This window comes from Pseudarthrobacter sp. lyk4-40-TYG-27 (genome assembly GCF_030209295.1).
In the GTDB taxonomy this organism is placed as follows: domain Bacteria; phylum Actinomycetota; class Actinomycetes; order Actinomycetales; family Micrococcaceae; genus Arthrobacter.
In genome coordinates, this window is sequence record NZ_JARVSH010000012.1 from 73,889 (window position 1) to 97,202 (window position 23,314).

21 protein-coding genes and 1 tRNA gene are annotated in these 23,314 nt (G+C 65.9%); 12 read left to right on the forward strand and 10 right to left on the reverse strand.

What is annotated here, in order from left to right; translation table 11 throughout:
* Positions 1–69: 69 nt before the first annotated feature.
* Positions 70–157, reverse strand: a tRNA-Ser gene (locus QRM96_RS18885).
* 109 nt (positions 158–266) lie between these two features.
* Here QRM96_RS18885 and QRM96_RS18890 point away from each other — a divergent pair.
* The 9 genes from QRM96_RS18890 to QRM96_RS18930 all read left to right on the forward strand — a co-directional run bounded on the left by QRM96_RS18890 (position 267) and on the right by QRM96_RS18930 (position 10,360).
* Positions 267–1,250, forward strand: a complete 984-nt coding sequence (locus QRM96_RS18890) for an NAD(P)H-quinone oxidoreductase (RefSeq protein ID WP_109044737.1) — start codon at positions 267–269, stop codon at positions 1,248–1,250.
* Between the two features lie 118 nt (positions 1,251–1,368).
* The gene (locus tag QRM96_RS18895; RefSeq protein ID WP_285320569.1) at positions 1,369–1,974 is read left to right on the forward strand and encodes a PadR family transcriptional regulator; all 606 of its coding nucleotides are present in this window, start codon (positions 1,369–1,371) and stop codon (positions 1,972–1,974) included.
* Positions 1,971–2,708 carry an ABC transporter ATP-binding protein gene (locus QRM96_RS18900; RefSeq protein WP_285320570.1) on the forward strand — a complete coding sequence of 246 codons (738 nt, stop codon included), beginning with the start codon at positions 1,971–1,973 and terminating at the stop codon, positions 2,706–2,708. Before QRM96_RS18895 ends, QRM96_RS18900 begins: the two co-directional genes overlap by 4 nt.
* Entirely contained in the window at positions 2,708–5,563 is a 2,856-nt protein-coding gene (locus QRM96_RS18905) for an FtsX-like permease family protein (protein ID WP_285320571.1), read from the forward strand. The genes QRM96_RS18900 and QRM96_RS18905 overlap by 1 nt, the downstream gene beginning before the upstream one ends.
* A 177-nt stretch (positions 5,564–5,740) precedes the next feature.
* Positions 5,741–8,038, forward strand: coding sequence for a carbon starvation CstA family protein (locus QRM96_RS18910; protein WP_285320572.1), 2,298 nt, complete (start codon positions 5,741–5,743; stop codon positions 8,036–8,038).
* Positions 8,038–8,241, forward strand: a complete 204-nt coding sequence (locus tag QRM96_RS18915; protein WP_285320573.1) for a YbdD/YjiX family protein — start codon at positions 8,038–8,040, stop codon at positions 8,239–8,241. The genes QRM96_RS18910 and QRM96_RS18915 overlap by 1 nt, the downstream gene beginning before the upstream one ends.
* A 78-nt stretch (positions 8,242–8,319) precedes the next feature.
* On the forward strand, positions 8,320–8,946 hold the full coding sequence (locus QRM96_RS18920) for a bacterial proteasome activator family protein (RefSeq protein ID WP_285320574.1): 627 nt from the start codon (positions 8,320–8,322) through the stop codon (positions 8,944–8,946).
* Positions 8,947–8,953: 7 nt separating this feature from the next.
* Positions 8,954–9,397: a hypothetical protein gene (locus tag QRM96_RS18925; protein WP_018762369.1), complete on the forward strand. Its 444-nt coding sequence runs from the start codon at positions 8,954–8,956 to the stop codon at positions 9,395–9,397.
* A 117-nt stretch (positions 9,398–9,514) separates the two neighbouring features.
* Positions 9,515–10,360 (forward strand): aldo/keto reductase, encoded by an 846-nt coding sequence (locus tag QRM96_RS18930; RefSeq protein WP_109044733.1) that lies wholly within the window; start codon positions 9,515–9,517, stop codon positions 10,358–10,360.
* Between the two features lie 180 nt (positions 10,361–10,540).
* Here QRM96_RS18930 and QRM96_RS18935 read toward each other — a convergent pair whose 3' ends face one another.
* The 4 genes from QRM96_RS18935 to QRM96_RS18950 form a co-directional block, all read right to left on the reverse strand.
* Positions 10,541–10,726 (reverse strand): hypothetical protein, encoded by a 186-nt coding sequence (locus QRM96_RS18935; protein WP_133832703.1) that lies wholly within the window; start codon positions 10,724–10,726, stop codon positions 10,541–10,543.
* 105 nt (positions 10,727–10,831) lie between these two features.
* Positions 10,832–11,701, reverse strand: coding sequence for a class II glutamine amidotransferase (locus tag QRM96_RS18940; protein ID WP_133832704.1), 870 nt, complete (start codon positions 11,699–11,701; stop codon positions 10,832–10,834).
* An 18-nt stretch (positions 11,702–11,719) separates the two neighbouring features.
* Positions 11,720–13,120, reverse strand: coding sequence for a glutamate decarboxylase (gad, locus tag QRM96_RS18945; RefSeq protein WP_285320575.1), 1,401 nt, complete (start codon positions 13,118–13,120; stop codon positions 11,720–11,722).
* Between the two features lie 181 nt (positions 13,121–13,301).
* On the reverse strand, positions 13,302–14,276 hold the full coding sequence (locus QRM96_RS18950; protein ID WP_285320576.1) for a hypothetical protein: 975 nt from the start codon (positions 14,274–14,276) through the stop codon (positions 13,302–13,304).
* 128 nt (positions 14,277–14,404) lie between these two features.
* Between QRM96_RS18950 and QRM96_RS18955 the strand changes: the two genes are divergently transcribed.
* Positions 14,405–15,646 carry an NAD(P)/FAD-dependent oxidoreductase gene (locus QRM96_RS18955; RefSeq protein ID WP_285320577.1) on the forward strand — a complete coding sequence of 414 codons (1,242 nt, stop codon included), beginning with the start codon at positions 14,405–14,407 and terminating at the stop codon, positions 15,644–15,646.
* 16 nt (positions 15,647–15,662) lie between these two features.
* Here QRM96_RS18955 and QRM96_RS18960 read toward each other — a convergent pair whose 3' ends face one another.
* Positions 15,663–16,301, reverse strand: coding sequence for a hypothetical protein (locus QRM96_RS18960; RefSeq protein ID WP_285320578.1), 639 nt, complete (start codon positions 16,299–16,301; stop codon positions 15,663–15,665).
* A 124-nt stretch (positions 16,302–16,425) separates the two neighbouring features.
* Positions 16,426–17,340 (reverse strand): polysaccharide deacetylase family protein, encoded by a 915-nt coding sequence (locus QRM96_RS18965; RefSeq protein WP_285320579.1) that lies wholly within the window; start codon positions 17,338–17,340, stop codon positions 16,426–16,428.
* Between the two features lie 383 nt (positions 17,341–17,723).
* Between QRM96_RS18965 and QRM96_RS18970 the strand changes: the two genes are divergently transcribed.
* Entirely contained in the window at positions 17,724–18,452 is a 729-nt protein-coding gene (locus QRM96_RS18970) for a PspA/IM30 family protein (protein WP_285320580.1), read from the forward strand.
* 99 nt (positions 18,453–18,551) lie between these two features.
* Here the strand turns inward: QRM96_RS18970 and comJ are convergent, their stop codons facing one another.
* A complete protein-coding gene (gene comJ, locus QRM96_RS18975) occupies positions 18,552–19,067 on the reverse strand; it encodes a competence protein ComJ (protein WP_285320581.1) in 516 nt (171 codons plus the stop codon).
* Between the two features lie 391 nt (positions 19,068–19,458).
* Here comJ and QRM96_RS18980 point away from each other — a divergent pair, with 391 nt between their 5' ends.
* Positions 19,459–19,725 (forward strand): hypothetical protein, encoded by a 267-nt coding sequence (locus tag QRM96_RS18980; protein WP_285320582.1) that lies wholly within the window; start codon positions 19,459–19,461, stop codon positions 19,723–19,725.
* Between the two features lie 1,034 nt (positions 19,726–20,759).
* On the opposite strand, the gene QRM96_RS18985 is transcribed toward QRM96_RS18980, so the two are convergent.
* Together QRM96_RS18985 and QRM96_RS18990 are read right to left on the reverse strand one after the other, a co-directional pair.
* Positions 20,760–21,848, reverse strand: a complete 1,089-nt coding sequence (locus tag QRM96_RS18985; RefSeq protein WP_285320583.1) for an IS110 family RNA-guided transposase — start codon at positions 21,846–21,848, stop codon at positions 20,760–20,762.
* A gap of 463 nt (positions 21,849–22,311) precedes the next feature.
* Positions 22,312–22,935 carry a DUF416 family protein gene (locus tag QRM96_RS18990; protein WP_109044724.1) on the reverse strand — a complete coding sequence of 208 codons (624 nt, stop codon included), beginning with the start codon at positions 22,933–22,935 and terminating at the stop codon, positions 22,312–22,314.
* Positions 22,936–23,314: the final 379 nt, after the last annotated feature.

Consider the following 23,314-nt stretch of genomic DNA (forward strand, 5'->3'; position numbering starts at 1 on the left):
CACGGCCGGGCACGGGGACTTAAAGCAAAAACCCCTGGCGGCCGGTGCCGGCTGCCAGGGGTTCCCTTGCGGAAGGTAAGAGATTCGAACTCTTGGTACGGGGTTACCGCACACTGGTTTTCAAGACCAGCTCCTTCGGCCGCTCGGACAACCTTCCTCAGCTAGTAGTGTTTCATAGGCACTTGCCTGCAACAAAACAGGCCGCGGGCAGGAGTCCGGTGCACACTGGTTGCAGCCAGGATTTGAATCAGGAACGGGAGAGGTCCATGAAAGCCGTCTACATCTCAGAACCGGGCGGCCCGGAAGTGCTGGAAGTCCGCGACGTGGATGCGCCGGTACCCGGCCAGGGCGAAGTGCTGATCGATGTGGTGGCTGCCGGCTTGAACCGGGCGGACGTGCAGCAGCGCCGCGGCTTCTACCCGCCGCCTCCCGGTGCCTCCGAAATCCCCGGGCTGGAGGTATCGGGCCGGATCTCAGGTTTCGGCCCCGGCGTCAGCAAGCCGTTCTCGGTGGGGGACAAGGTGGTGGCCCTGCTGGCCGGCGGCGGTTACGCCCAGCAGGTGGCGGTCCCGGCCGAACAGGTGCTGCGCGTGCCCGACGGGGTTGACCTGGTCACTGCGGCCTCGCTGCCCGAGGTGGCGGCGACGGTATATTCCAACCTGGTCATGACAGCGCAGTTGCAGCCGGGTGAGACGGTCCTGATCCACGGTGCCACGGGCGGAATCGGCACCATGGCCATCCAGTTGGCCAAGGCGTTTGGCGCCAAGGTTGCCGCTACGGCAGGCACGGACGAGAAGGTGGGCACCGCCAAGGCGTTCCTCGGTGCGGACATCGCCATCAACTACAAGGAAGAGGACTTCCCCGAGAGCCTGCGCCGCCAAAATGAGGGCAAGGGTGCCGATGTCATCCTGGACGTCGTGGGGGCCAAGTACCTTTCCCGGAATGTGGATGCCCTGGCCGACTACGGCCGGCTGGTGGTGATCGGCCTGCAGGGCGGCACCAAGGGGGAGCTGGACCTGGGGCTGCTGTTGAAGAAGCGTGCGGCCGTGGTGGCCACGGCGTTGCGGCCCCGGCCCGTGGCGGAGAAGGGGGCCATCATGAGTGCCGTCCGGGACGCCGTGTGGCCGCTGATCGTGGATGGCAGGATCCGCCCGCTCGTTGCCAAGACCTTTCCGCTGGACCAGGTCAGCGCGGCCCACAGCTATTTCGACAGCGGGGACCATGTGGGCAAGGTCCTTCTGGTCATGTAGGGACCTAGATACTCAGTATTGCCATGAACATGCCCTGCCCGTTAGTGTGGTCCATACGCGGTATGCACGAGTCTTGGGGGCTCGTGCATACCGGTAGATGCCAGCCCGGGGGAGCACAATGTCCATACGCCACAGCCTCCTCGCCCTGCTGCAGGACCAGCCGCGCTACGGCTACCAGCTGCGGGTCGAGTTCGAGAACCGCACCGGGGCCACCTGGCCCTTGAACATCGGGCAGGTGTACACCACGCTGGACCGGCTGGAACGCGATGCGCTGGTGGCCAAGGACGGCGACGACGGCGAGGGCCACGTCGTCTACAGCATCACCCCGGCCGGCCAGGCCGAGGTCCGCAGCTGGTTCGCCGCGCCCGTCGAACGCAACAACCCGCCCCGCAACGAGCTCGCCATCAAGCTCGCGCTCGCCGTGACGCTGCCCGGCGTGGACGTCCAGGCCATCATCCAGGCCCAGCGCGTGGCATCCATCAGGGCCTTGCAGGATTACACCAAGGCCCGCCGCGACACCGCGGCGAACCAGCGCGCGGCGGACACCGCCTGGCTGCTGGTGCTTGACTCGCTGATCTTCCAAACCGAAGCGGAGGTCCGCTGGCTGGACCTCTGCGAAGCCAGGATGGTCCAGCAGGCACAGTCCGCCGCGGCGGCCATTGCCCGGAAGGCATCCAACGGGGTCACGGAAGATTCCCCGCTGAACGCGGACGCCCGCCGGTGAGCGTCCAGGGGCCGCAGCAGGTCCTCGAGCTCGCCAAAGTCGGCAGGACCTTCGGTGCGGGCGCGACGGCGGTCGCCGCGCTTCGCGATGTGGACCTCACCATCGGCGCGGGGGAGTTCGTGGCCGTCATGGGCCCCTCGGGCTCCGGCAAGTCCTCCCTGCTGGCCCTGGCCGGCGGCCTGGACCGCCCGACGTCGGGCGCTGTCTTCGTGGAGTCCACGCCCCTGGCGGGGCTGGGCCTGAACGAGCTGGCCCGGCTGCGCCGCCGCGCAGTGGGGTACGTGTTCCAGGATTTCAACCTGGTTCCCACGCTGACGGCCGAGGAGAACGTGGCACTGCCCCTGGAACTGGACGGGACATCGGCCAGGAAGGCTCACCGGCAGGCAGCCGACGCGCTCCGGCAGGTGGGGATACCAGAGCTCGCCTCCCGGTACATGGACCAGATGTCCGGCGGCCAGCAGCAGCGCGTAGCCATTGCCCGGGCCATCGTGGGCCAACGGCGGCTGATCCTGGCCGACGAACCCACCGGGGCCCTGGACTCCACCACCGGCCAGGGGGTCATGGAGGTCCTGCGGTCCCGAGCCGACGCCGGCGCCGCCGTCATGCTTGTCACCCATGAAGCGCGGCATGCCGCCTGGGCTGACAGGGTGGTCTTCCTCAGGGATGGCCGGATCATCGACCAAGCCACCGCCATGCACGACCCCACCATGCTCCTGACCCAGGCCGGACTCTGATGCCGTTGGACGTGGCTCCGGCGCCCCATGGCCGCCGGAGCAGCCTTCGCGTTGCCGTGCGGCTCGCGCGCCGCGACATCGCCCGCCACAAGGGGCGGTCCCTGCTGATCATCCTGCTGATCATGGTGCCGGTGGCCGGGATGACAGGTGCAGCCACCCTTTACCAGAGCTCCCAGCGGACGCCCGCGGAAATCGTGGACTACGAACTCGGCCGAACGCAGGCCCGGTTCAGCGCCCTCCCGGTTCCCGGCGCCGACTCGCTCCAGGACCCGCTGAACGATGCCATGGTGGCCTCCAGTACCGGCCGCTACGACCCGGACTTCAAGCCGGCCGACCCCCGCGATGTCCTGCCGGCCGGCTACCAGGTCCTGCCACAGCGCCAGCTGCAGCTGACCACAGGGGTTGGGGAAGCCCTGGTAGCACTGCAGGGGCGCGAAGTGGACGCACTTAATCCGGCCTTCGCCGGGAAATTCACGCTCCTGGACGGGCGGGCGCCGCGTGGAGGGGCGGAAGTCCTTGCCTCGCCCGGGCTGATGGCCCGCTTCAACCTCGCATTCGGCCAGGAAATCACGACGTCGGCAGGAACCTTCGTGCCGGTCGGCACCATTCGCGATGCCGGGGCCTCGGACGGCAACAGCTTCCTGTACCTGCAGTCCCGCCAGGTGCCGGCGAATCTCGGCGCCGGACCGCAGACCCACCTGTCGGTGTCGTACTACCTGGTGGGGCCCGAGCCCGTGAACTGGGACTACATCAAGGACGCCAACAGCAAAGGCGTGGCCGTGCTGTCCCGCAGCGTGGTCCTGGACCCGCCGCCCCTCGAACAGCGCGTCGTCCCGGGTTCGCAGCCCCACAACGACTCCTCGGCACTGCTGGCCGTCTACGCCACCTTCGGCCTGGTCGGCGCGCTCGCACTCCTGGAAGTTGGCCTGCTGGCCGGCGCCGCGTTCGCCGTGGGAGCCAAGCAGCAGGTGCGGGAGTTGGCACTCCTGGCATCATCCGGGGCGGAAAGCCCCACCATCCGCGCGGTAGTCACCGCAGGCGGACTGTGGCTTGGCGGCATCGCTGTTGCCGCGGGGGCCGCGGTGGGGCTGGGAGCCGCTGCCGTCGTCGTCCATCTGGTCCGACTGGCCGGATCCGTCCGGCTGGCGGGCGTGCACCCGGACGTCCCCATGACCCTGGCCGCCGCGGCCATGGGCCTGGTGGCCTGCGTTATTGCAGCCCTGGTGCCGGCCCGGCAGGTGTCACGCCAGGCGGTATTTGGCGCGTTGAAATCGGGGCGGGCACCGGCTCCGACGGCGCGGCGGTCCACTCTTGCAGGTGCCGTGGCCCTGGTGGCTGCGGCGGTCCTCCTGCTGGCCGGCTGGGTCCTGGGCACGTCCACCTCCGATCCCGACCAGCGGGCCGCGGAGCTGCCCCTGGTGGTCACTATCCTGATCCTCGGTGCCGTGCTTGGCGTTGCCGGCCTGGTCATGGTCACCGGCTGGCTGGTCCTCAGCCTCACCTCCCGCACGCAGTGGATGACCCTGTCCCTCCGGATGGCGGCACGGGACTCGGCCAGGAACCGGGGACGGAGCGTTCCCGCCGTCGCCGCAGTACTTGCAGCAGCGGCGCTGGCCAGCGCCGCCATGGTGCTCTCGGCCAGCCAACAAGCGGGGATGCGGCAATCGCACTGGTGGGGAGGCCTGGAGAACCAAGCGTTGCTGCCCCTGGTGGTGGACCCGCCGACAGGTGCCGGCGGCAGCAGGCAACCGCCTGTGCACGTGGACGCGTCCGCACTTTCCGCTGCCGTGGCCGGAGCTTTGGGCACGGTGGAATGGAGCCACCCCATCACCGCCCCGGAAAGCACCCGAACCTGCATGGACGGCCAGGCCCGCCCCGGGCTGCCGGCCCGGACGTCCTCGTCCAACTGCCTGCAGTATTCGCTGGCCCTGCCAGAGGCCAACGCGTGTCCGCGAACCCCGAAGGGGAGGCTGGCGGATCCCGGTGATTGGCGGTGCCGCGGCTCGATGGCCCTTCGGTCGTCCTACGACGGGACGGTGCTGGTGGGCGGCGAAAAGGATATTCGCGCCGTGCTCGGCCGGGACGCCACCCCAGAGGCCCTGGCCGTGCTGAACGCCGGCGGGATGGTGGTGACCAACCCGGTTTTCGTCAGCGGCGGACACGTGCTGCTCCAGGCACAGGACGTGCGGACGCATGAGGCGGCGGTACAAGGGCCCGGCACGGTCCCGTCCACGGTCAGCAGCACGCCGCTCGCGGCGGCAGTGCTCGAGCCGGTGGTTCCCGTCCCCTATTACGGCATCGTGTCACCCGCCACGGCGCAGCGGCTCGATTTGCACCCGGAACCAGCGGCCCTGCTGGTCCAGTTGGCCGGCGCCCCGTCGGAGGCGGAAACGGATGCGGCGTCCGCCGCGGCGGCATCGGTCTACGGGCTGCCGGGCATGACCTTCCGGGCTGAACCGGGCATCTCCCAGGGCAGCCAGTGGACCACCTGGGTCATTGTCGCCGTCAGTGCGCTCATCACCTTCAGCGCTGCGGGGATCACCACCGGCCTGTCAATGGCGGACGCCCGCGCAGACCATGCCACGCTGGCCGGGGTGGGCGCCGCGCCCCGGTTGCGGAAGACGCTGGCCGGGTCCCAAGCACTGTTCACCAGCGGCGTCGGGGTGGTGCTGGGAACACTGGCTGGAACCGTGCCCGCCGTCCTCCTGGCGCTCTCCACGGACCTGCGGACCGCCGTCGAAGTCCCGTGGCTGCACCTGTCCGTCCTCATGGCGGCGGTGCCGTTGACGGGGGCGGCGCTCGCGTGGGCCCTCACCCGTGCCAGGGTGCCCATGTCACGGCGCAGCCTGGGGTAGGAACAGGCGCCGGCAGCCACCCACCCCGTTTCCCGCACATGTTTCCCGCTCGTTCGTCGCCGGTTCGCCGCCGCTCACCGCACAGCCCCAAGGCGCGCCGCGCACCGCCGTTCCTGCCCGACGGAGCCTTGGTAGGGTGCCGGTTAGCAGAAGCGGGAACACTCTCAAGGAGGAGACATGGCCGGAATACCGGACCAGCGGAACAACGGATCCCGGGCGGAGGGCGGGCTGGCGACGGACCCGGACCTTCCCCCGCCCGCCGTGGACCAGGCAACGCTCGAAGCCGAAGACCGGAAATGGACGCCCGGAAAGATCGCGCTCTGGGCGGCGATCGCCCTGCTGGGCGGTGTCGCCTGGTTCATGCTGGCGGTGGTCCGCGGGGAAACCGTCAACGCCATCTGGTTCGTGTTCGCCTCCGTCTGCACCTACCTGATTGGTTACCGCTTCTACTCCAAGGTGATTGAGCGGTACATCACCAAGCCTGACGACCGCCGCGCCACCCCTGCCGAGTACAAGGCCGACGGCAAGGACTACGTCCGGACCGACCGCAACGTGCTCTTCGGCCACCACTTTGCCGCCATCGCAGGCGCCGGGCCGTTGGTGGGCCCGGTCATCGCGGCCCAGATGGGCTACCTGCCCGGCACCATCTGGATCATCGTCGGCGTCGTCTTCGCCGGCGCGGTCCAGGACTACCTGGTGATGTTCTTCTCCATGCGCCGCGGCGGCCGGTCCCTTGGCCAGATGGCCCGCGAGGAACTCGGCGTCATCGGCGGCACCGCCGCCCTCATTGCCACCCTGCTCATCATGGTGATCATCGTGGCCATCCTGGCACTCGTCGTCGTCAATGCCCTGGGCGAAAGCCCGTGGGGCGTCTTCTCCGTGGGCATGACCATCCCTATCGCCCTGTTCATGGGCGTGTACCTGCGCTACCTCCGGCCCGGCAAGGTCATGGAGGTCTCCATCATTGGTTTCCTCCTGCTGATGGCCGCCATCATCGGCGGCGGCATGGTCGCGCACACCGAATGGGGCGCCGCGGTGTTCCACCTGGACAAGGTGACCATCGCCTGGGGCCTCATCATTTACGGCTTCATCGCCGCGATCCTGCCGGTATGGCTGCTGCTGGCGCCACGCGACTACCTCTCCACGTTCATGAAGATCGGCGTGATCGTGATGCTCGCGCTGGCCATCGTGGTGGTCCGCCCGGAAATCACTGTCCCTGCCTTCAGCGAGTTCGCCGGCCGCGAGAACGGGCCGGTCTTCTCCGGCGCGCTGTTCCCCTTCCTGTTCGTCACCATCGCCTGTGGTGCGTTGTCCGGTTTCCATGCCCTGATCTCCTCGGGCACCACCCCCAAACTGGTGGAAAAGGAACGGCAAACCCGGTACATCGGTTACGGCGGAATGCTGATGGAATCCTTCGTGGCCATCATGGCGCTCGTTGCGGCCATCTCGATCGACCGCGGCCTCTACTTCGCTATGAATGCACCCGCGGCACTGACCGGCGGCACCGTGGAAACCGCAGCGGCCTGGGTCAACAGCCTGGGCCTGAGCGGCGTGAACATCACCCCCGGGCTGCTGAGCGAAACCGCCGCCAACGTGGGCGAACAAAGCATCGTCTCCCGCACCGGCGGTGCACCCACCTTGGCCGTGGGGCTGGCGCACATCATGCACCAGTTCGTGGGCGGGACGGCCATGATGGCCTTCTGGTACCACTTCGCCATCATGTTCGAGGCGCTCTTCATCCTCACCGCCGTGGATGCCGGCACCCGCGTGGCCCGGTTCATGCTGCAGGACTCAGTCGGCAACTTCGTCCCCAAATTCAAGGAAGCTTCGTGGCGGCCGGGTGCCTGGCTTTGCACCGCCGTCATGGTCGCCGCGTGGGGTGCCGTGCTGCTGATGGGCGTTACGGATCCGGTCGGCGGCATCAACACGCTGTTCCCGCTGTTCGGCATCGCCAACCAGCTCCTGGCAGCGATTGCCTTGGCCGTATGCCTGGCCATCGTCGCCAAACGCGGCACCTTCAAGTTCCTCTGGATCGTTGCCCTGCCGTTGGCCTTCGCCGCGGTGGTCACCATTACGGCCAGCTACCAGAAGATCTTCTCGCCCGTGCCGGCCGTGGGGTACTTCGCGAACAACGCCGCCTTCAGCAAGGCACTGGCAGATGGCAAGACCGAGTTCGGCACCGCCAAGACGGTGGCCGCCATGGAAGCTGTGGTCCGCAACACGGCCATCCAGGGCTGGCTGTCAGTGATCTTCGTGGTGCTGAGCATCATCGTGATCGCCACGGCGGTGCTCGCCACGGTCAAGGCGTTCCGTGACCGTGCGTCCGGGGCTGCCACCACGGACAACGAAGACCCTGCGGTTCCCTCGCGTGTGTTCGCCCCCGCCGGATTGGTACCGACAGCGGCCGAGCGCGCGCTGGGTGCGGAGTGGGACAAGGTGCCCGCCGACGCCCGTCTTGAACGGGGCGGACACTGATGAGCGCCGGAATCACGGCGGTTACGAATGGCTTCCGCGGGTTTGCGCGGTACCTGGGTGGTGTCATGGGTGCGGATGCCTACGCCAAGTACCTGGAGCACCACAAGGCCACCGGACACCAGGAACCAGCCCTGGGTGAGCGGGAATTCTGGCGGGACCGCACGGACCGCCAGGACCGCAACCCGCAGGGCCGGTGCTGCTGATTGAGCCCGCAGCGGACAAGGCCCCGGAGGCGTTCATGGAGTGTCCCGGGGCCCGATGGCGCATGAGAGTATGAACGCATGAGCGATCCCAATGACACTCAGGCAGCTGAGGACCTCCCGGTAGAAGGCACCCCCGTCGAGGACGACCCGTCGCCGCTCCAGGCTCCGCGGGGAACGGACGGAAGGCCGCAGCGCAGCAGCCTGCACGACCTCGTTGACGAGCCGGCCAAGGTGATGCGGATCGGCACCATGATCAGGCAGCTGCTGGAAGAGGTAAAGTCCGCACCCCTGGACGAGGCGGCGAGGGGCCGGCTGGCAGCCATCCACAAGCGTTCCATCAAGGAACTCGAGGACGGCCTGGCCCCCGAACTGGTGGCTGAACTGGACAGGATCAACCTGCCGTTCTCCGACAACGCCACCCCGTCGGATGCTGAACTCCGGATTGCCCAGGCACAGCTGGTGGGCTGGCTGGAGGGCCTGTTCCATGGCATCCAGACGGCCATCGCGGCACAGAACGCTGCCCGGGAACACGCTGCGGCACAGCTGCAGCTTCGCCAGCTGCCGCCGGGCACCATGATTGCGCCCGGCGTCGTCATCGGTGAAAACGGTGAGCCCCAGCGGGCGCCGGCCGGGGCACGGCCGCCGGCGCAGGGCACGCCCAACCAGCGTGAAGACCCGGACCACGGTCCCGGGCAATACTTGTAGGCTGCGCTTGGGCTTTTTCAGCGCCGCCAGGCAGGGGCGCAAAGATGATGCCGAACTTGGCAAGGGGTTGTGGCGCCGTGCTCACGACCGCTTCCACCGGGGTTTGGACCGCTTCCACCAGGTGCTCGAAGGGGTGGAGGATGACCAGCTGTACGGCGAACTGGTAGAGATTGCCAACGAGCTCGCGGCCCTGCTGCAGCGGGTCAGGGCAGTGTGCATGGAGGCCCAGCGCCGTTCGCCCAGTGATGGCCTGGACATCCCGGCTGAACTGGCGGATGTGCACCGCGCCTTGTCCAAGGCGGGCAACTCGCTGGCCACCACCGCGGAGGCGGCAGCCATGCTTCGGCTCGCTGTGGGGCCGGTGCCGGTTGGGGCGGCGTCCGTCCGGCGCCGGGCCGAGGCGGTCCACGAGCAGGTTGACGACGCCGAACGCCGGCTCCGCGGGGAGTAGTCCCGCCCTGGGCACGAAATTATTCCCGGTCAGACGAACGAATATTGCCGTTACGCGTCTGGCTGACAGGGCGGGAAAAAGGGCCCTGTGGGCCTGCGGCTTTGGCAGGATGAACCTATGACTCTTTCACCTACCTTGACTTTCAACGACGGAAACACGATCCCCCAGCTCGGCTACGGTGTGTGGCAGGTTGAGGACGATGTGGCTGAAAAGGTTGTCCGCCAGGCCTTCGAAGCCGGCTTCCGCCACATCGATACGGCAAAAATTTACGGCAACGAGGCAGGCGTGGGCCGCGCCATCGCCAGCTCCGGCCTCTCGCCCGAGCAGATCTTCATTACCACCAAGCTGTGGAACGCGGACCAGGGATACGAGTCGACCCTCGCCGCCTTCGAGGAGTCCATGGACCGCCTTGGCCTGGACACCCTGGACCTGTACCTCATCCACTGGATGCAGCCCAAGCAGGACAAGTACGTCGATACCTGGAAAGCGCTGATCGAGCTGCAAAAGCGCGGCCGGGTCAAGTCCATCGGTGTCTCCAACTTCACGGCCGAAGGCCTGCAGCGCCTTATCGACGAAACCGGAGTGGTTCCGGCCATCCACCAGATCGAGCTTCACCCGTACTTCAGCCAGCGTGAGCTGAGGGCGTTTGGTGCCGACAAGGGCATCCTGACCCAGGCGTGGTCCCCGCTGGGCCAGGGCGGCGAGCTGCTGGAGGACCCTGCCGTGGCGTCCATCGCGGCCAAGCACCAGGCCACCCCGGCGCAGGTTGTCATCGCCTGGCACCTCGCGATCGGCAATGTGGTCATCCCCAAGTCGGTGACCGAGTCCCGCATCAAGGAGAACTTCGCAGCCCTTGAGGTCTCCCTGGACGCCGACGACGTCGAGGCAATCAACGCACTGGACCGGACTGACCGCGGCGAGGGCCGCATCGGACCGGATCCCGCCGTTTCCGACTTCCAGTAAGCCCGCGGGTTCCACAGACCCGCGACGGCGGCCCACGGCCACACCCGGCCGGTGGACTCCCGCCACTCCAACGTCAGCCCATGCTGCCGGCAACCGCCAGGCCGCATGGGCTGACGCCTTTAACGCGGCCGGCGGTCCGGTCCCGGGATCACTGCATTGCGTGTTCCCGCTGCCGGACGGTCAGGCAGCGATTCTGACGTGCTCCACGGTGACGGCATCCACCACGGCCCAGCTGTCCTCGCCCGTGCAGTGCCTGCTGGCAAAACGCTCGGCTTCCACCAGGGAGTCGAAGACCTCGGCGCGGGCACGGCCGCAATCAGCGTCGAAGTAGGTGACGTGAAATTCCTGTACGGCTTGGTTTTCCATGAATCCAGTGTGCAACCGGGGTCTGACATTCTTTGGAATCCGGCCCGCGTGTTGCCATCCGGCCCGGAAACCGGGGGAGCGTCCAGGCCTGGGCGCCGGCGGCCATCACGGCTTTTGGGACGCTGCAGCTGCTGGTTCAAGGTCGGCCAGGGTCAGCAGGTGTGCAGGATCCACCGGGAGCGGGAGAGTGGAGGTTACCGCCAGCGACGGGCCCACATGGAGCAGCTCTCCGGGCCCCATGGCCCGCCAGCGCGGATTGTGGTCCATCGGTTCGGTGGCCAAGACGACGTGCGGAGACACTGACAGATCGGTGCTTCGGGAATGGATCCGCCGGCTTCGGGCATCCAGCGGTGCAGCCGGGGCCGGTTCGGCGGCCGGGTTCCGCTCCAGGACGTACAACTCGTGGCTGGCCGGGTACCGGAGCGCCCAGAGGTCGGTGGCAGTGGTGAGGATGAGGTTCAGGCTGTAGACGGGCAACTCCGCCGAGATCCACTCGACGGCCCGGAGGATGCTTTGTCCGATGTCGCCGCCTGACGTGCGGGCATGCGCCGTGATGAGGGCGAACAGCCGCTCACTGTCCGTTTGGCCCCGCACCAGGTCCGCAACGCCGAGTCTGGCGAGGTGGCGGTCAAGGCGGTCGAGGCCGGTGAAGGCGCCGTTGTGGGCGAAGAGCCGCCCATCCTGCACGAACGGGTGCGTGTTGGCCACGGTGCGTGCACCGGTGCTCGCGTACCTGACATGGGCCAGGAACGTGGTGCTCCGCAGCTCCCGGGCTTCGCGGGCAAACGCATGGTCTTCCCAGGCTGCCAGTGGCCGTTTGCTCAGCCTGGCCCGGCCATCCGCGTCGAAGGTCCCGATGCCTGCACCATCGGGCTCCCGCCGGCTTTGTTCAGTGAGGCTGTCCGGGGCGTCCAGCAGCCAAAATGTCGCCCGGACGGTCCGCGGACCGGCATGCAGCCCGAACAATCGGCACATGGCTCGTGCTCCCGGTTGCTAGTGGTGGAAGGCGGGCGTCTGCCCCTCCGAGGGCATGGGCGAAGTCAGTGCGTCCAGGTAGGCGACTTCTTTCTTGAGGTCGTCCAGGAAGCTGGCGGCGAGGTCGCGGGTGAAGCCGTTGCGGACCACGATCCGTTGCACGGTGGTGTCGCTGAGTCCCTCGGGCAGCGGGTAGGCCGGGACAAGCCACCCGTTCATCCTGAGCCGCTCGGACAGGTGGTGGAGGTTCCAGTTCTTGGTGTGGCCTTCGGCGAGTTGCCAGGCGAAGACCGGGATGTCGGAGCCGTCACTCCACAGGGTGAAAGCTTCCATGGCGCCGATCTCCCGGGAGAGGTAGAGCGCGACGTCGCGGGAGGTCGCCTGAACGGACTTGTAGCCGGCGAAGCCAAGCCGAAGGAACAGGTAGTACTGCAGAAGCACCTGGGCGCCGGGCCGGGAAAAGTTCAAGGCGAAGGTGGGCATGTCCCCGCCCAAGTAGCTGACATGGAAGATGAGGTCCTCGGGCAGCGCTTCCTCGTCCCGCCACACGATCCAGCCGAGGCCCGGATACACCAGCCCGTATTTGTGGCCGGAGGTGTTGATGGAGGCTACGCGGGGGAGCCGGAAATCCCAGTCAAGCTCCGGCTGCAGGAAGGGCGCGATCATGGCCCCGGATGCACCGTCGACATGGATGGGGATGTCCAGGCCGCGGTTTGCCTGGATGACGTCCAGGGCCGCGGAGATTCCCGCCACGGACTCGTAGGCCCCGGTGTACGTGACGCCCATGATGGCCACCACCCCAATGGTGTTCTCGTCCACGTACCGCTCCAGGTCATGGCCGTCCAGCTTGGGGTGTTCCGCTGACACGGGAACGAAGCGCGCTTCCACTTCCCAGTAGTTGCAGAACTTTTCCCAGCACACCTGGACGGCTGAACTGAGCACGATGTTGGGTTTGTCCGTCGGCTGTCCGGCTGCGCGCCGACGATGCTGCCACCGGCGCTTCAGGGCCAGGCCGCCGAGCATGCACGCCTCGGAGGAACCGATGGTGGAGGTACCAACGGTCTTCGCCGGATCCGGCGCGTTCCACAGGTCCGCAAGCATCCGCCAGCACCGGGTCTCGATGAGCGCCGTCTGCGGGTACTCGTCCTTGTCGATCATGTTCTTGTCGAAGGTTTCCGCGTAGAGCTGTGAGGCCTCGCGTTCCATCCACGTCCCCACGAACGTTGCCAGGTTCAGCCGCGAGTTGCCGTCCAGCATCGCCTCGTCGTGGACCACCTGGTAGGCGGTGGAGGGCAGGGCTTCGCCCTCGGGCATCGTGAAACGGGGGAAGAGGGTGGATTCACCCGCCCGGCTGAACAATGGGTTCAGCTCAACGCTTGTTTCGGGCTCATGCTTCGGTGTCCGGTGTGACCTTGTCATTGCAGGGTTCCTTCGAGCTCGTGAACGCCGGGCTGTGCGGCTGGTGTCCACGTTACAAAGGAACGCCCGCCGCGGCTGTCCCCGCGGGCGCATGTCGCCCAAGCGGTGCGAACCAGACCATTCCGCAGGCGGGGCCGTGATCAACCCTTGATGACCGGCAACTGCTCTGGGTGCCTCCTGGTCAGTTGCTGCCCAGGCGCAGCACGCGTTCATGCGCCAGCATGGCGGCACGGCGCGCCTTGTCGGCGGCTCGGGCCGCCTGCTTGGCTTCGGCGTCCATGCCGGACAGTTTCCTGCGGACCATCTCCAGCCGTTCCTCGGCGGCCTTCAGCCTCTCCCGGAGCAGGGCCGTCTCCTGCCGCAGTTCCGCGATCTCGGTTCGTGCCTCCTCGGCCTCCGCCTGCAGGTCCGCCGAACGCCGGGCGGCTTCTTCCTCGGCGGCCCTGGCCTGGGCATGGGCAGCCTTGGCCCGTTCCAGCGCCGGGGGCGACGCCGGCCGGGGAGTTTGGCGCACGGCCTCAAGGCGGGGTTTGGCGGGCTTGGGCTGGGAGGTGCGTTGCGGCGTCGTCCGCGTCTTTGCTGCCGTTGTGTCCGGTGCAGCCGGGGACGGTGATGGCCTGGGGGAAGACGGCACTGCGAGGAGTGTTCCGGGTAGCGCCACCGCTCCGGCCAGGTCCACCTGGTTGACGCCATCGGCGGTCAGGACCTTCAGCAGGCGGCCGCTCGCAACGGCCGCGGCTGCTCCTTCGTCTGCGGTCAGTGCCCGCAGGGTCTCCTCCACGTCCGCGGCCATGGGGCTGCTGATGGGGCGCCCCTGCTCCGCAGCGACGGTCCGTGCGGTGTCGACGGCGGCAGCCAGCAGGGTGCGGCGCTCGCGTGCCAGCGCACGGAGGGCAGCGGCATCCAGCGATTCCTGCGCTGAGCGCATCCTTTCCCCCAGGGCGGCCAGGTCAGCCAGGACGTTAGGCCGTTGCCGGGCCAGCATATTAACCGCCCACGCGGCCACGGACGGTTTTGCCAGCGCCCGGACCGCCGCCGCCAGCTCCTTGTCCTGCCCCGCCGCCTCCTTGGCCGCGGCAGCCCGGGCCGCAATGAAACCGTCGAGGTCCCCGGCGTAGAGCCTGTCCGCAATGTCCGCCAGGGCTTCGTCTTCCATGCCGCCATCTTAGGTGCCGGCTCCTGAAGGTCCTGGGCGCTCCCTGGCTGGTCGGCCGGCCGCGTCCATCCGGACCGCCCATGCCGGCGTCCCTGTTACTCGTGCGCGGGGAGGGGTATGTTGCTCGAATGGACGATTCATACCAGGCGATTGTGGTTGGCGGCGGTTTCGCCGGAAAGTCGGCAGCCGAGGAGTTGGGCCGCAAGGGTATCCGGGTGCTGCTGCTGGATACGAACAACTACCAGCAGTTCCAGCCGCTGCTCTACCAGGTCGCCGCGTCCCAGATCGGCGTCTCAGCGGTCACCCGGCCACTCCGCTCCGAATTCCGGCGCATCAACAGCGTGCGGGTCCTGACTGCGGAGGTGACAGCCATCGATGCTGCCAACCGCGCGGTGACAACCCGTGATGGATCCAGCTACCGGGCCCGTGCACTGGTGATCGCCACCGGCGCGGTGCCTAATTACTTCAACACGCCGGGCGCTGACGAACACGCCTACCCGCTGTACTCGGTGGCAGACGCCACCCGCCTCAGCGTGGCCATCACGGCAGTGCTGGACGAGGCCGACCGGGAGCCGGCCGTCGGGGCCGACGTGATCGTGGTGGGCGGCGGCCCCACGGGTGTGGAGACCGCGGGGGCACTGGCCGAGAACGTCAAATACGTGGTGCCAAAGTATTTTTCTCCTGGGCTGGCCGCACGCTGCCATGTGCATTTGGTGGATATGGTTCCCAACGTCCTGGCTGCCTTCTCGGAGAAATCCCAGGCTTACGCGCGGGACCGACTGACCAAGCTCGGCGTCCAGTTGCACATGGGCCAGGCCGTGGGCGAGGTGAGGCCTGACGGTGTGACACTCAAGGACGGGACGGTTATTCCTGCCAGGATCGTGGTGTGGGCCGGTGGACTCCAGGCGGGCCGGATCATCGCGGAGTCCGGGCTGCCGCAGGGCCGGGGCGGGCGCGTGGATGTCCAACCGGACCTGACGGTTTCCGGCTTCGAAGGCGTCTACGTGCTGGGCGACTCCGCCAACATCACCGATGCCGCCGGCAATAAACTTCCGCAGCTCGGCTCGGTGGCCCAGCAATCGGGCAAATGGGCTGCGCGCAACATCCATGCCGACCTGACCGGCGGCACGCGGGAGCCGTTCCGCTACTGGGATAAGGGATACATGGCCATGGTGGGCCGGGGCGCCGCGGTGGCGGAGCTGGGGCGGCGGCGCCTGCAACTGCAGGGGCCGCTGGCGTTCGTGTCCTGGCTCGCGGTGCACCTTGCCCTGCTGCCCGGATTCCAGCAGAAAATCCGGGCCCTGTTCTCGTGGGCGAATGGTTACCTCACGCACAGCCCGGCGCAGGTGGTGGTGGGACGGCCGGACTAGGCGCTCGCCGCCGTCGTTATGCCGTGGCGTAACCCAGGACGCGGCCTGCGGTGGTCCAGCCGGACTCCTGGAAGCCGGCGGCTGCATCCGGTTCAACCACCATGTGCAGGTGCGCGGCGCCATGCAGGAACGCTTCTTCAGCCATGGCCGCGAACAGGGCCCGCGTGAAGACTTCTTTGTCCGGGCCCTCCGGGACTTCGAGGATGGTGACGGCGGCAGCTTCGTCCCGCACCTGGACGCGGCCCCTGGCCACCGGGTGGTCAAAGACAGTGATTTCGACGGCGTCGTAGCTGTCCATGGGTGCCAGGGCCACCTGGGAATTCTCGGGCAGGTCGACGCCGGTGTCCAGCTGGGCTGTCGGGGCGTGCAGCAGAATCCGCTCGGCGGCGGGGGCGAATCCAGGCGGGGCGGGCGCCTGCGCTGCGGCTGCGGCGACGATCAGGGTCAGCCGTGCCCTGGGCCTGGCCGCCGCCGTGCCGGCAAGCTCTTCCCAGTCCGGGCCGGGCCAGCCTGCCACGTACTCCGCCGGTTCGTCCGGGGTACCGTGGGCAGCGTCCAGGATGAAGCCGGCGCCGGCCGGCTCGGCGGACCGGCCCTGCAGGTCGGCCCAGGCCGGGACCCAGCGGAGTGTTGGGGCTTCCTTCTGTTCCAGCATTCGAGGGTTCCTAACGTCAGCGTGCAACTGTTGCCCGCGCGGCCCTCCCGGACCGTTGGATGCGGGAGTCCCTGCCAACGTAACGGATCAGCGGTGGGGCCGCCAGCGTCCGAAGCAGCGGTGGTCAGGGCAGGTGGGTGAAGGACATGCCTGCCGCCAGCAGTTTGTCGATGGCGTGGGCCACGCCCTCAGCCGTTCCGCCGTTCGGGTGGTTGCCGTGGCAGATCACCACGTCCCCCGGCCTGGCCTTGCCGATTTCCTTGGCGACGACGGCGGCAGGGTAGGTGGCGCCGCCGTCGCCGTTGATGCTGAAGCCTGCAGGCCTGACACCCAGGGCATGGAGGATGTCTGCGGCGACGTCGTCCATGTAGGCGGTGCCGGGGCGGAAGTAGCGGGGACGGGCGCCGGTGATCCCGGCCAGCGACAGGTCGTTGGGCATGACCTCGTCATAGACTTCTCCGGCGTTCTTTGTCCCGGGGATCCCGTAGGCGTTGTTTCCAGTGGTGGACAGCGGCTTGTGCGATGTTCCGTGGTTGGCCAGTTCGAACAGCGGGTCCGCTGCCAATTGCCGTGCTGTTGAGGGGTTGGCGGTGATCCACCGCGAGTTCAGGAAGAGCGTGGCAGGGATGTGCCTCTGGCGGAGGGTGTCCAGCAGCGCCGGGTCATAGCCGCTGCCGCCGGGTCCGCCGCAAAAGTCAAAGGTCAGCGAGATGCCCTGTGAAGCCGGTGGCAGCCTTGTCAGGACGCCGGGCGCTTCCAGTCCCCAGTAGTGGGCCTGGTGCTTTCCGTACGCGGCGACAATGTCGGCCCGGGACGGCACGGACGGCATTGAGGCGGGGAGGGGCGAGGAATCGTCCGGGTTTACGTCGACAATCCGGGCGGGCGCGTGTGAGGGAACGCTTGACGGTTCCGTGACCGTTTCTGCAGCGTCAGCCGCCCGCCGCCGGTCGGGCTGGAGATCCGGTACGGCAGCTGACAGCGTGAGCACCGCGGCCAGCAGTACGGTCCTGCGGCCGGGACCTTTGCCGTCCTGGCTCATGTGGCGTGCGCCTTGTGGTTCCACGGTCAGTTACCCCGCAGGGACTTCAAGCCGTCCCATGACTGATCCCCGGTGACCCTGAACCGGGGAGCGCTGGACGTGGCGGGGCAAGGCAGCGCCGGTTGTGCGACGGCGCACGGAACTGCAGCCGGAACGAAGGGGGTCATGACGGGATGATACCGCGCCAGCCTTGGCATTCCGTGAAAACGGAACTGCGGCGGTGCGCCTGCGCGCCAATGTGGCCGGTAACCGGCAAAGCCCGGGGAGGACCACGACCTCCGGGCCCGTCCTTGCCGGCGAATCATGGTGGCGTGCAGGGAGCTTCTGCGTTCGCTGGTGCCGTCCACATTGAATCCGGCGACCAGTACCGATAGAAAGGCACTGTGAAGCAGAGTATTTTCGCCCGCGTCGCGCAGCTCGCGAAGGCCAACCTGAATGCCCTCCTGGACTCCGCCGAGGACCCGAAAAAGATGCTGGACCAGATGGTTCGGGACTACTCGGAGAACATCCGTGAGGCCGAGGCGGCTGTTGCCCAGACCATCGGCAATCTCCGGATGGCCGAGGACGATTACGCCCGCGCCGTCGAGGACGCCGGCACGTGGGGCCGCAAGGCGGTTGCCGCGTCCCGCAAGGCGGACGAATTCCGGGCCGCGGGAAACAGCGTGGACGCTGACAAGTTCGACGCCCTCGCCAAGCTCGCCCTGCAGCGGCAGATGTCCGCCGAAGCGACAGCCAAGGCGCAGGCTCCTGCCCTGGCAGCGCAAAACGAGGTCGTCAACAAGCTCAAACAAGGGCTGGACCAGATGCGCGGCAAGCTCGGTGAGCTGACCGCCAAGCGCAACCAGCTCGTCAACCGGGCAAGGGTGGCCGCCGCGCAGTCGCAGGTCCACGACGCCCTCAAAGCCTTGGACACGGGGGACCCAACTACGGCGATCGGACGCTACGAGGAGAGGATCCGCCGGCAGGAAGCGACGGTCCGCGGCCAGCAGGAAATCGCTGCCTCATCCCTGGATGCACAGTTCGCCTCTCTTGAGGACCTTGGAGAGCAGACCGAAGTGGAGGCACGGCTCGCGGCGCTCAAGTCCATGGACCGGAAAGCCATCGATAACTAGGTTGCCATTATTAGGAGTTGTCGGCTTGGCACTGCTGCCGGTCTTCTGTTGGAACCCCAACGCCGGTGTCTAGGACGATTACGGCCCCTGACGCCCTGCCTACCTGCCGGCCCTGAAAAGTGTGATCATGTAGCGGTCATCGCCCTCAAGGCCATCGTCAGAGATCGAATCCAGATTGAAGTACTGCACCTCGACGCGGTACGTGCCGGGAGGCACCTTCACCTTCCCGCCACTCATGCCGTTGTCCGTGGACTCCGAGACTTCCACTACGCCGCTGGGAACTTCCAGGACCCCCGTCGCGACCTTGTCGACCCTGCCGGTAAAGGAACGCTCCGAGTCGAGCCGGATGAGGACCGGTGCGTACATATTGCGCATGGTGCCAATTGCGATGTAGCGGTCGCCCTGGACGAACATGGCGTCGATCGTCTCGTCCGTCCATTTCGCCCAGAGGTCCCCGAAATCGGCTGTCGGGTCGGAGACCGTGAATTGGTGGAAGTCAGCCATTACGTTGTAGTCGGCGTCCATGGGGCATCCTCCCTTGCCGGCGCCATTCGTCCTGCGAAGGATTTCTTTCTCCACCAAAGCGGACTGGACAAGTCCAGCCAGGCCGACCACGGCCCACAGGATCGTTTGCCACGCGCCATCCCAAAGGAGGGACAAAGCCAGCCAACAAACACCGATCACATGGCTGCCGGCTTTCATTCCACGAAGGAGTTCCGTGGACCTTTTCGGGAAGCGGACAGCGCTACGGAAGTAGCCCTGAACCACTTGGATGCTTCTATATTCGTCAAGCAGCGGCTGGATTCCATCCGAGGACGCCCAACGCACAGGGGAAGGACCGGAACGTGCCCCCAGCACCCCGCGCATCCTGTGGAGCTAGGCTTGGGCTTCGAGCAGTCAAAGGAACTGCGGCCAAACAATAGGGGGACGGGGCTTGGGAAGCGGGCAGCATGAAGGCATTGGTTTCCGTGAGGTGAGCAATGGGGACGGTACGGTACCGGAGACCATGACCGCGGCAACGGCCGAAGAGATCGGGCCTTCGCCCCGGACAAAAAATCCTTTCATCATCATCCTGTGGGCGTTGTCAGGAGTATTGATCCTGGGCGGATTGTTGGCACTTCTGAATGGCTCTTTGGAGGTGAGCATGACCCAGCGGGTCAGCATGGCCGACATCCTCTTCACCTTCGCACCGCAAAGTGTCTTCATCGGCGTCACTACCGTTATCGCACTCATGTTCTGGCACGCTTGGCGGTGGCAACGAGGACAAGGTTAGTGGGGCCTGGCCTCTAGATATCGGCAGGTGATCAAGCAGCCCTGCGCGGGGGAAACCAGGCTCGCATTCCAAAGTATTCAGATCGAACACGGCGAGGGCAGGCCGACCACGAGGCGAAGTTCTTGCTCAATAACAATCCCGAAATGCCAAGAAAAGAGACGAAATCCCTCTTGACTTTAGGTGTTCTACCGATAAACTTTTATCACTTCGCAGGACAAACCCTTCAAAGGGCTCCGATATAGGTCTCATTTTTTGACGGAGAAGTCTTAAGGACAAAAACTCATTGCCATATCGGTGAACAACCCTGGGGGGAATCATGAGAAATGCAATCACGCGCGCCGCTGCCATAGTCACGATTATAGGAGGGTCCGCGTTCTCCGGTATGGCAGTCGCCAGCGCCGCTTCGCCTTCCCCTGATGTGGTAGGGGTTCTCCAAACCGAAAGATTCAGGGCCGAGCGCAATTGTCAGGATCGGTACCAGCAGTTGCTCAACAATTACGCGGTGATCGTCACGCCCTGTACCCACGTAGGTGGTGCCTTTGGAGAGTATTACCTGCAGTTCCGGATGACGTAGCCCGAGGAGGATCCATGGTTGGGGGCCGCCTGCCGCGTGGCTCCCAACTTGGCTTCTGTCAGCCCTTTCCGCGGCTAGGGGAGTGGAGAACTTGGGCCAGTCCGATGTGCGACAAACCCGCGCACAGTCCCAGGTAAACCTAGATTTCTCGTCCATTGGGGGCTAAGCTCTATTTACTAAATAGGGGGAGAAATGCTAAGTCGAATTAACGTTTTGCCTGTTTGGGCGAAGATTCTATGTCTTTCCTGCCTTGCATGTGGCGTCATCTTTATTATAGTCACATTGGTGGCGCTTGGTCGCGGTTCGGAGGTTACTGAATTACTTTTTAATCTACTGCTGATCGCCGCTTTCGTTGGGCTTGCAGCTGCGGTCGCTTCGAAGGCTAAGCCGGCTTCAAGTCGAGACGGAAACAACTCAGGAAAGCGGCGAGGACCCCTTTTCTTTTAGACCTTTAGCAGATCTAGGAGGCTCCCTGCCGCGGGCATCCCGCTGGAGGTAAGGATTCCTGTGCGGCATTTAGGGTTCGATAGATTTGCCGCGTTATGTAGCGCTTGAGGCTTCGGATGATTTCCTTCTTAGTTCTGCCTTGGCTTGTTCGCTTCGTCACGTAACCTCTGGTGGCAGGGTCCCGGTTCATTCTGATGAGGGCGATAGTGTAGATCGCTTTGTTGAGTTGGCGGTCGCCGCTGCGGTTTAGTCGGAATCGTGTGGTGCCGCCTGATGAGGCCGGGACCGGGCAGGTGCCGGCAAGAGCTGCGAATGCGGCTTCGGAGCGCACTCTTCCGGTGTGTGACCAGGCTGTGAGGATGATTGCGGCCAGGACCGGACCAACGCCGTAGACATCGAGGAGACACGGGTGGACTTGCTTCACAAGGATCTCAAGTTCTGCGTGATTCCTGGTCATTTGCTCCTGCAGTGTGAGGATCTGCTTTGCGAGGCGTATTGCTTCGCGGCGGCAGGTTTGGACTCCGAATTCTTCGTCTCTTTCCCGCCATCCTGCGATGGTACGGGTCTGGGTGACGGTCAATGGTTTCCGGGCGTCCATGCCGAGGTCTACGACGCGTAGGAGAGCCGTGAGTGCGTTGATGGCTGCGGTGCGTTCTCGTGCCATGGTGCGGCGTGCGTTGGAGAGGATCCGTAGTGCCATGTGGTTCTGCCCGGACCGGGGTTCTCGGAGGCGGTCCATAGGTATGCTCAGCGTCCCTCGTGCTGCCCGCGCTGCGTCGATGGAATCGGATTTTCCCTGATATCTGCCGAGCCGTTGGTTCGGGACGGGCGCTTCGGTGACTTGAAATCCGGCGTCTGTGGCCTGCTGCCGGAGTTTGGCACCGTACGAACCCGTTCCCTCCATAGAGAGTAGAACCTGTCCAGGAGAAGCTTCGGTGCGGCGCAGGACCCAGGACAGTGCGCGACTGCCTGCGGCTGCGGTGGCCGGGAATGTTTCGTTCGCGACTTCTCCACCGCTGCCGGTTTCGATGATGGCGAATGTATGCGTTTTGGCGTGGGTATCAATGCCGACGACGAAACCGAAGTGCTCTGCCACAATCATCTTTTCCTCCTGAGTTCCGAGAATGGAAACGCGTCGGTGGGTTACGGCGTGGCAGGTCTGTAATGGGCCACACCCGGTGCACGGGTGGGCATGCTTCTAATCAGGCCAGCGCTGTAGACACAACCGATGCTGGGCCCGGCCAGGGCGGACATATCCAAGAAAGCGCACTCCGAAATACTGAGCTCGGAGGCAAACCCATGGGTGAGTCACACCCCAGCCCGGCCACAGCACCAGCCTGCCAGCCGCTCACTGAGCAACCGGGTAAAGACTTACAGACCATGGTGCCTCGTTCCGACGTTGGAATGCTTCCCTGGTACTGACAGCCACCCAAGAAGCGAACGGTTGGTGTTCAGTCTTCATATCGCCCACTGCGGTCTGACTTGCGACCTGGAAGAACATGCCGTCGATCGTTCCGTCCGTCCATCTCGCAGCGCATTCCGACGTTGACCCGGATCTTCAGTCTCTAGCTGAATGCGGCGGCCCATGTTTGGCCCGAAGACTGGGCCAGTACCTGTAGTTGGTCCCGGGGCAAGGGGATGTCCTCGCAGATCCTGAGAGCTTGATCAAGGAAGTCCAGGGCCGACTGAACGCCTGATGAAGTATCGGTGACGGCGATCTGGACAGCAACATCGCTGACCTTGCGGACAAGCAGCTCACCGGGTTGCACATCGGGCTGGCTGCCCGAGTACTCAGCCGCCTCGTACACCTGCCGGGCAGCCCATGCCGCTTCCTGCGCGTCACCGGACAGCCATGTCCGGACTGCGTAGGCCAGTGCCGCAGCGGCATTTTGTGCATATCCCTTGTCGAACGACCATTCCTCGTCATCCGTAGGGCCCAGCGACACGGCTTCCGATTCAAGCGAACTGACGTCGGAATTGCCGGCGAACGCAACGTCCCAGGCGGAGTCGAGGATCTCCCGTGCCCGCGCCGCCTTTCCGCTGTCCCCAGTTGTGGTCCAATATCTCTCGTGAAGCGCGACGAGGCTCTCTGCGCATGCTGCGGCGAACGCCGTCTTGGCTCTCCTGTCCAGGCCAGAAAGGCGCCCCTTCAGAACCATCTCGTCATATTCCGGTGTCGCCACTTTCATTACCACTTTGCGGTTTTCGGGCTAGTAATTGTGGCTCCTGTATCTTCAAGGAAGCTCCTGCAGGCCGGACAACGAGTGATTGGCTTGCCTTGATTCAGCGATTGTGCTCTTCCGCACGACTGTGGTCAATGCAGCGGCCTGGAAGCCTCGCCACGGCGGGCCCGTCAACGACCCTCACACGCTCAGCCTGCCCGGCGTTTTGGTCCGGTTCATGATTGCGTCCCTGCATTGGGCTGGTCAGTTCCTGATCACGCCCGGCAGACCTCCCGGAGGCGCAGGACTCCGGATTGGAGGGCCGCTCACCTGTCCGGCCAACCCTATCCGAGGACGCTGCTGGCGCGGCTGTGAGCGTACGACGCACGGCAGCGGACCCGGACTC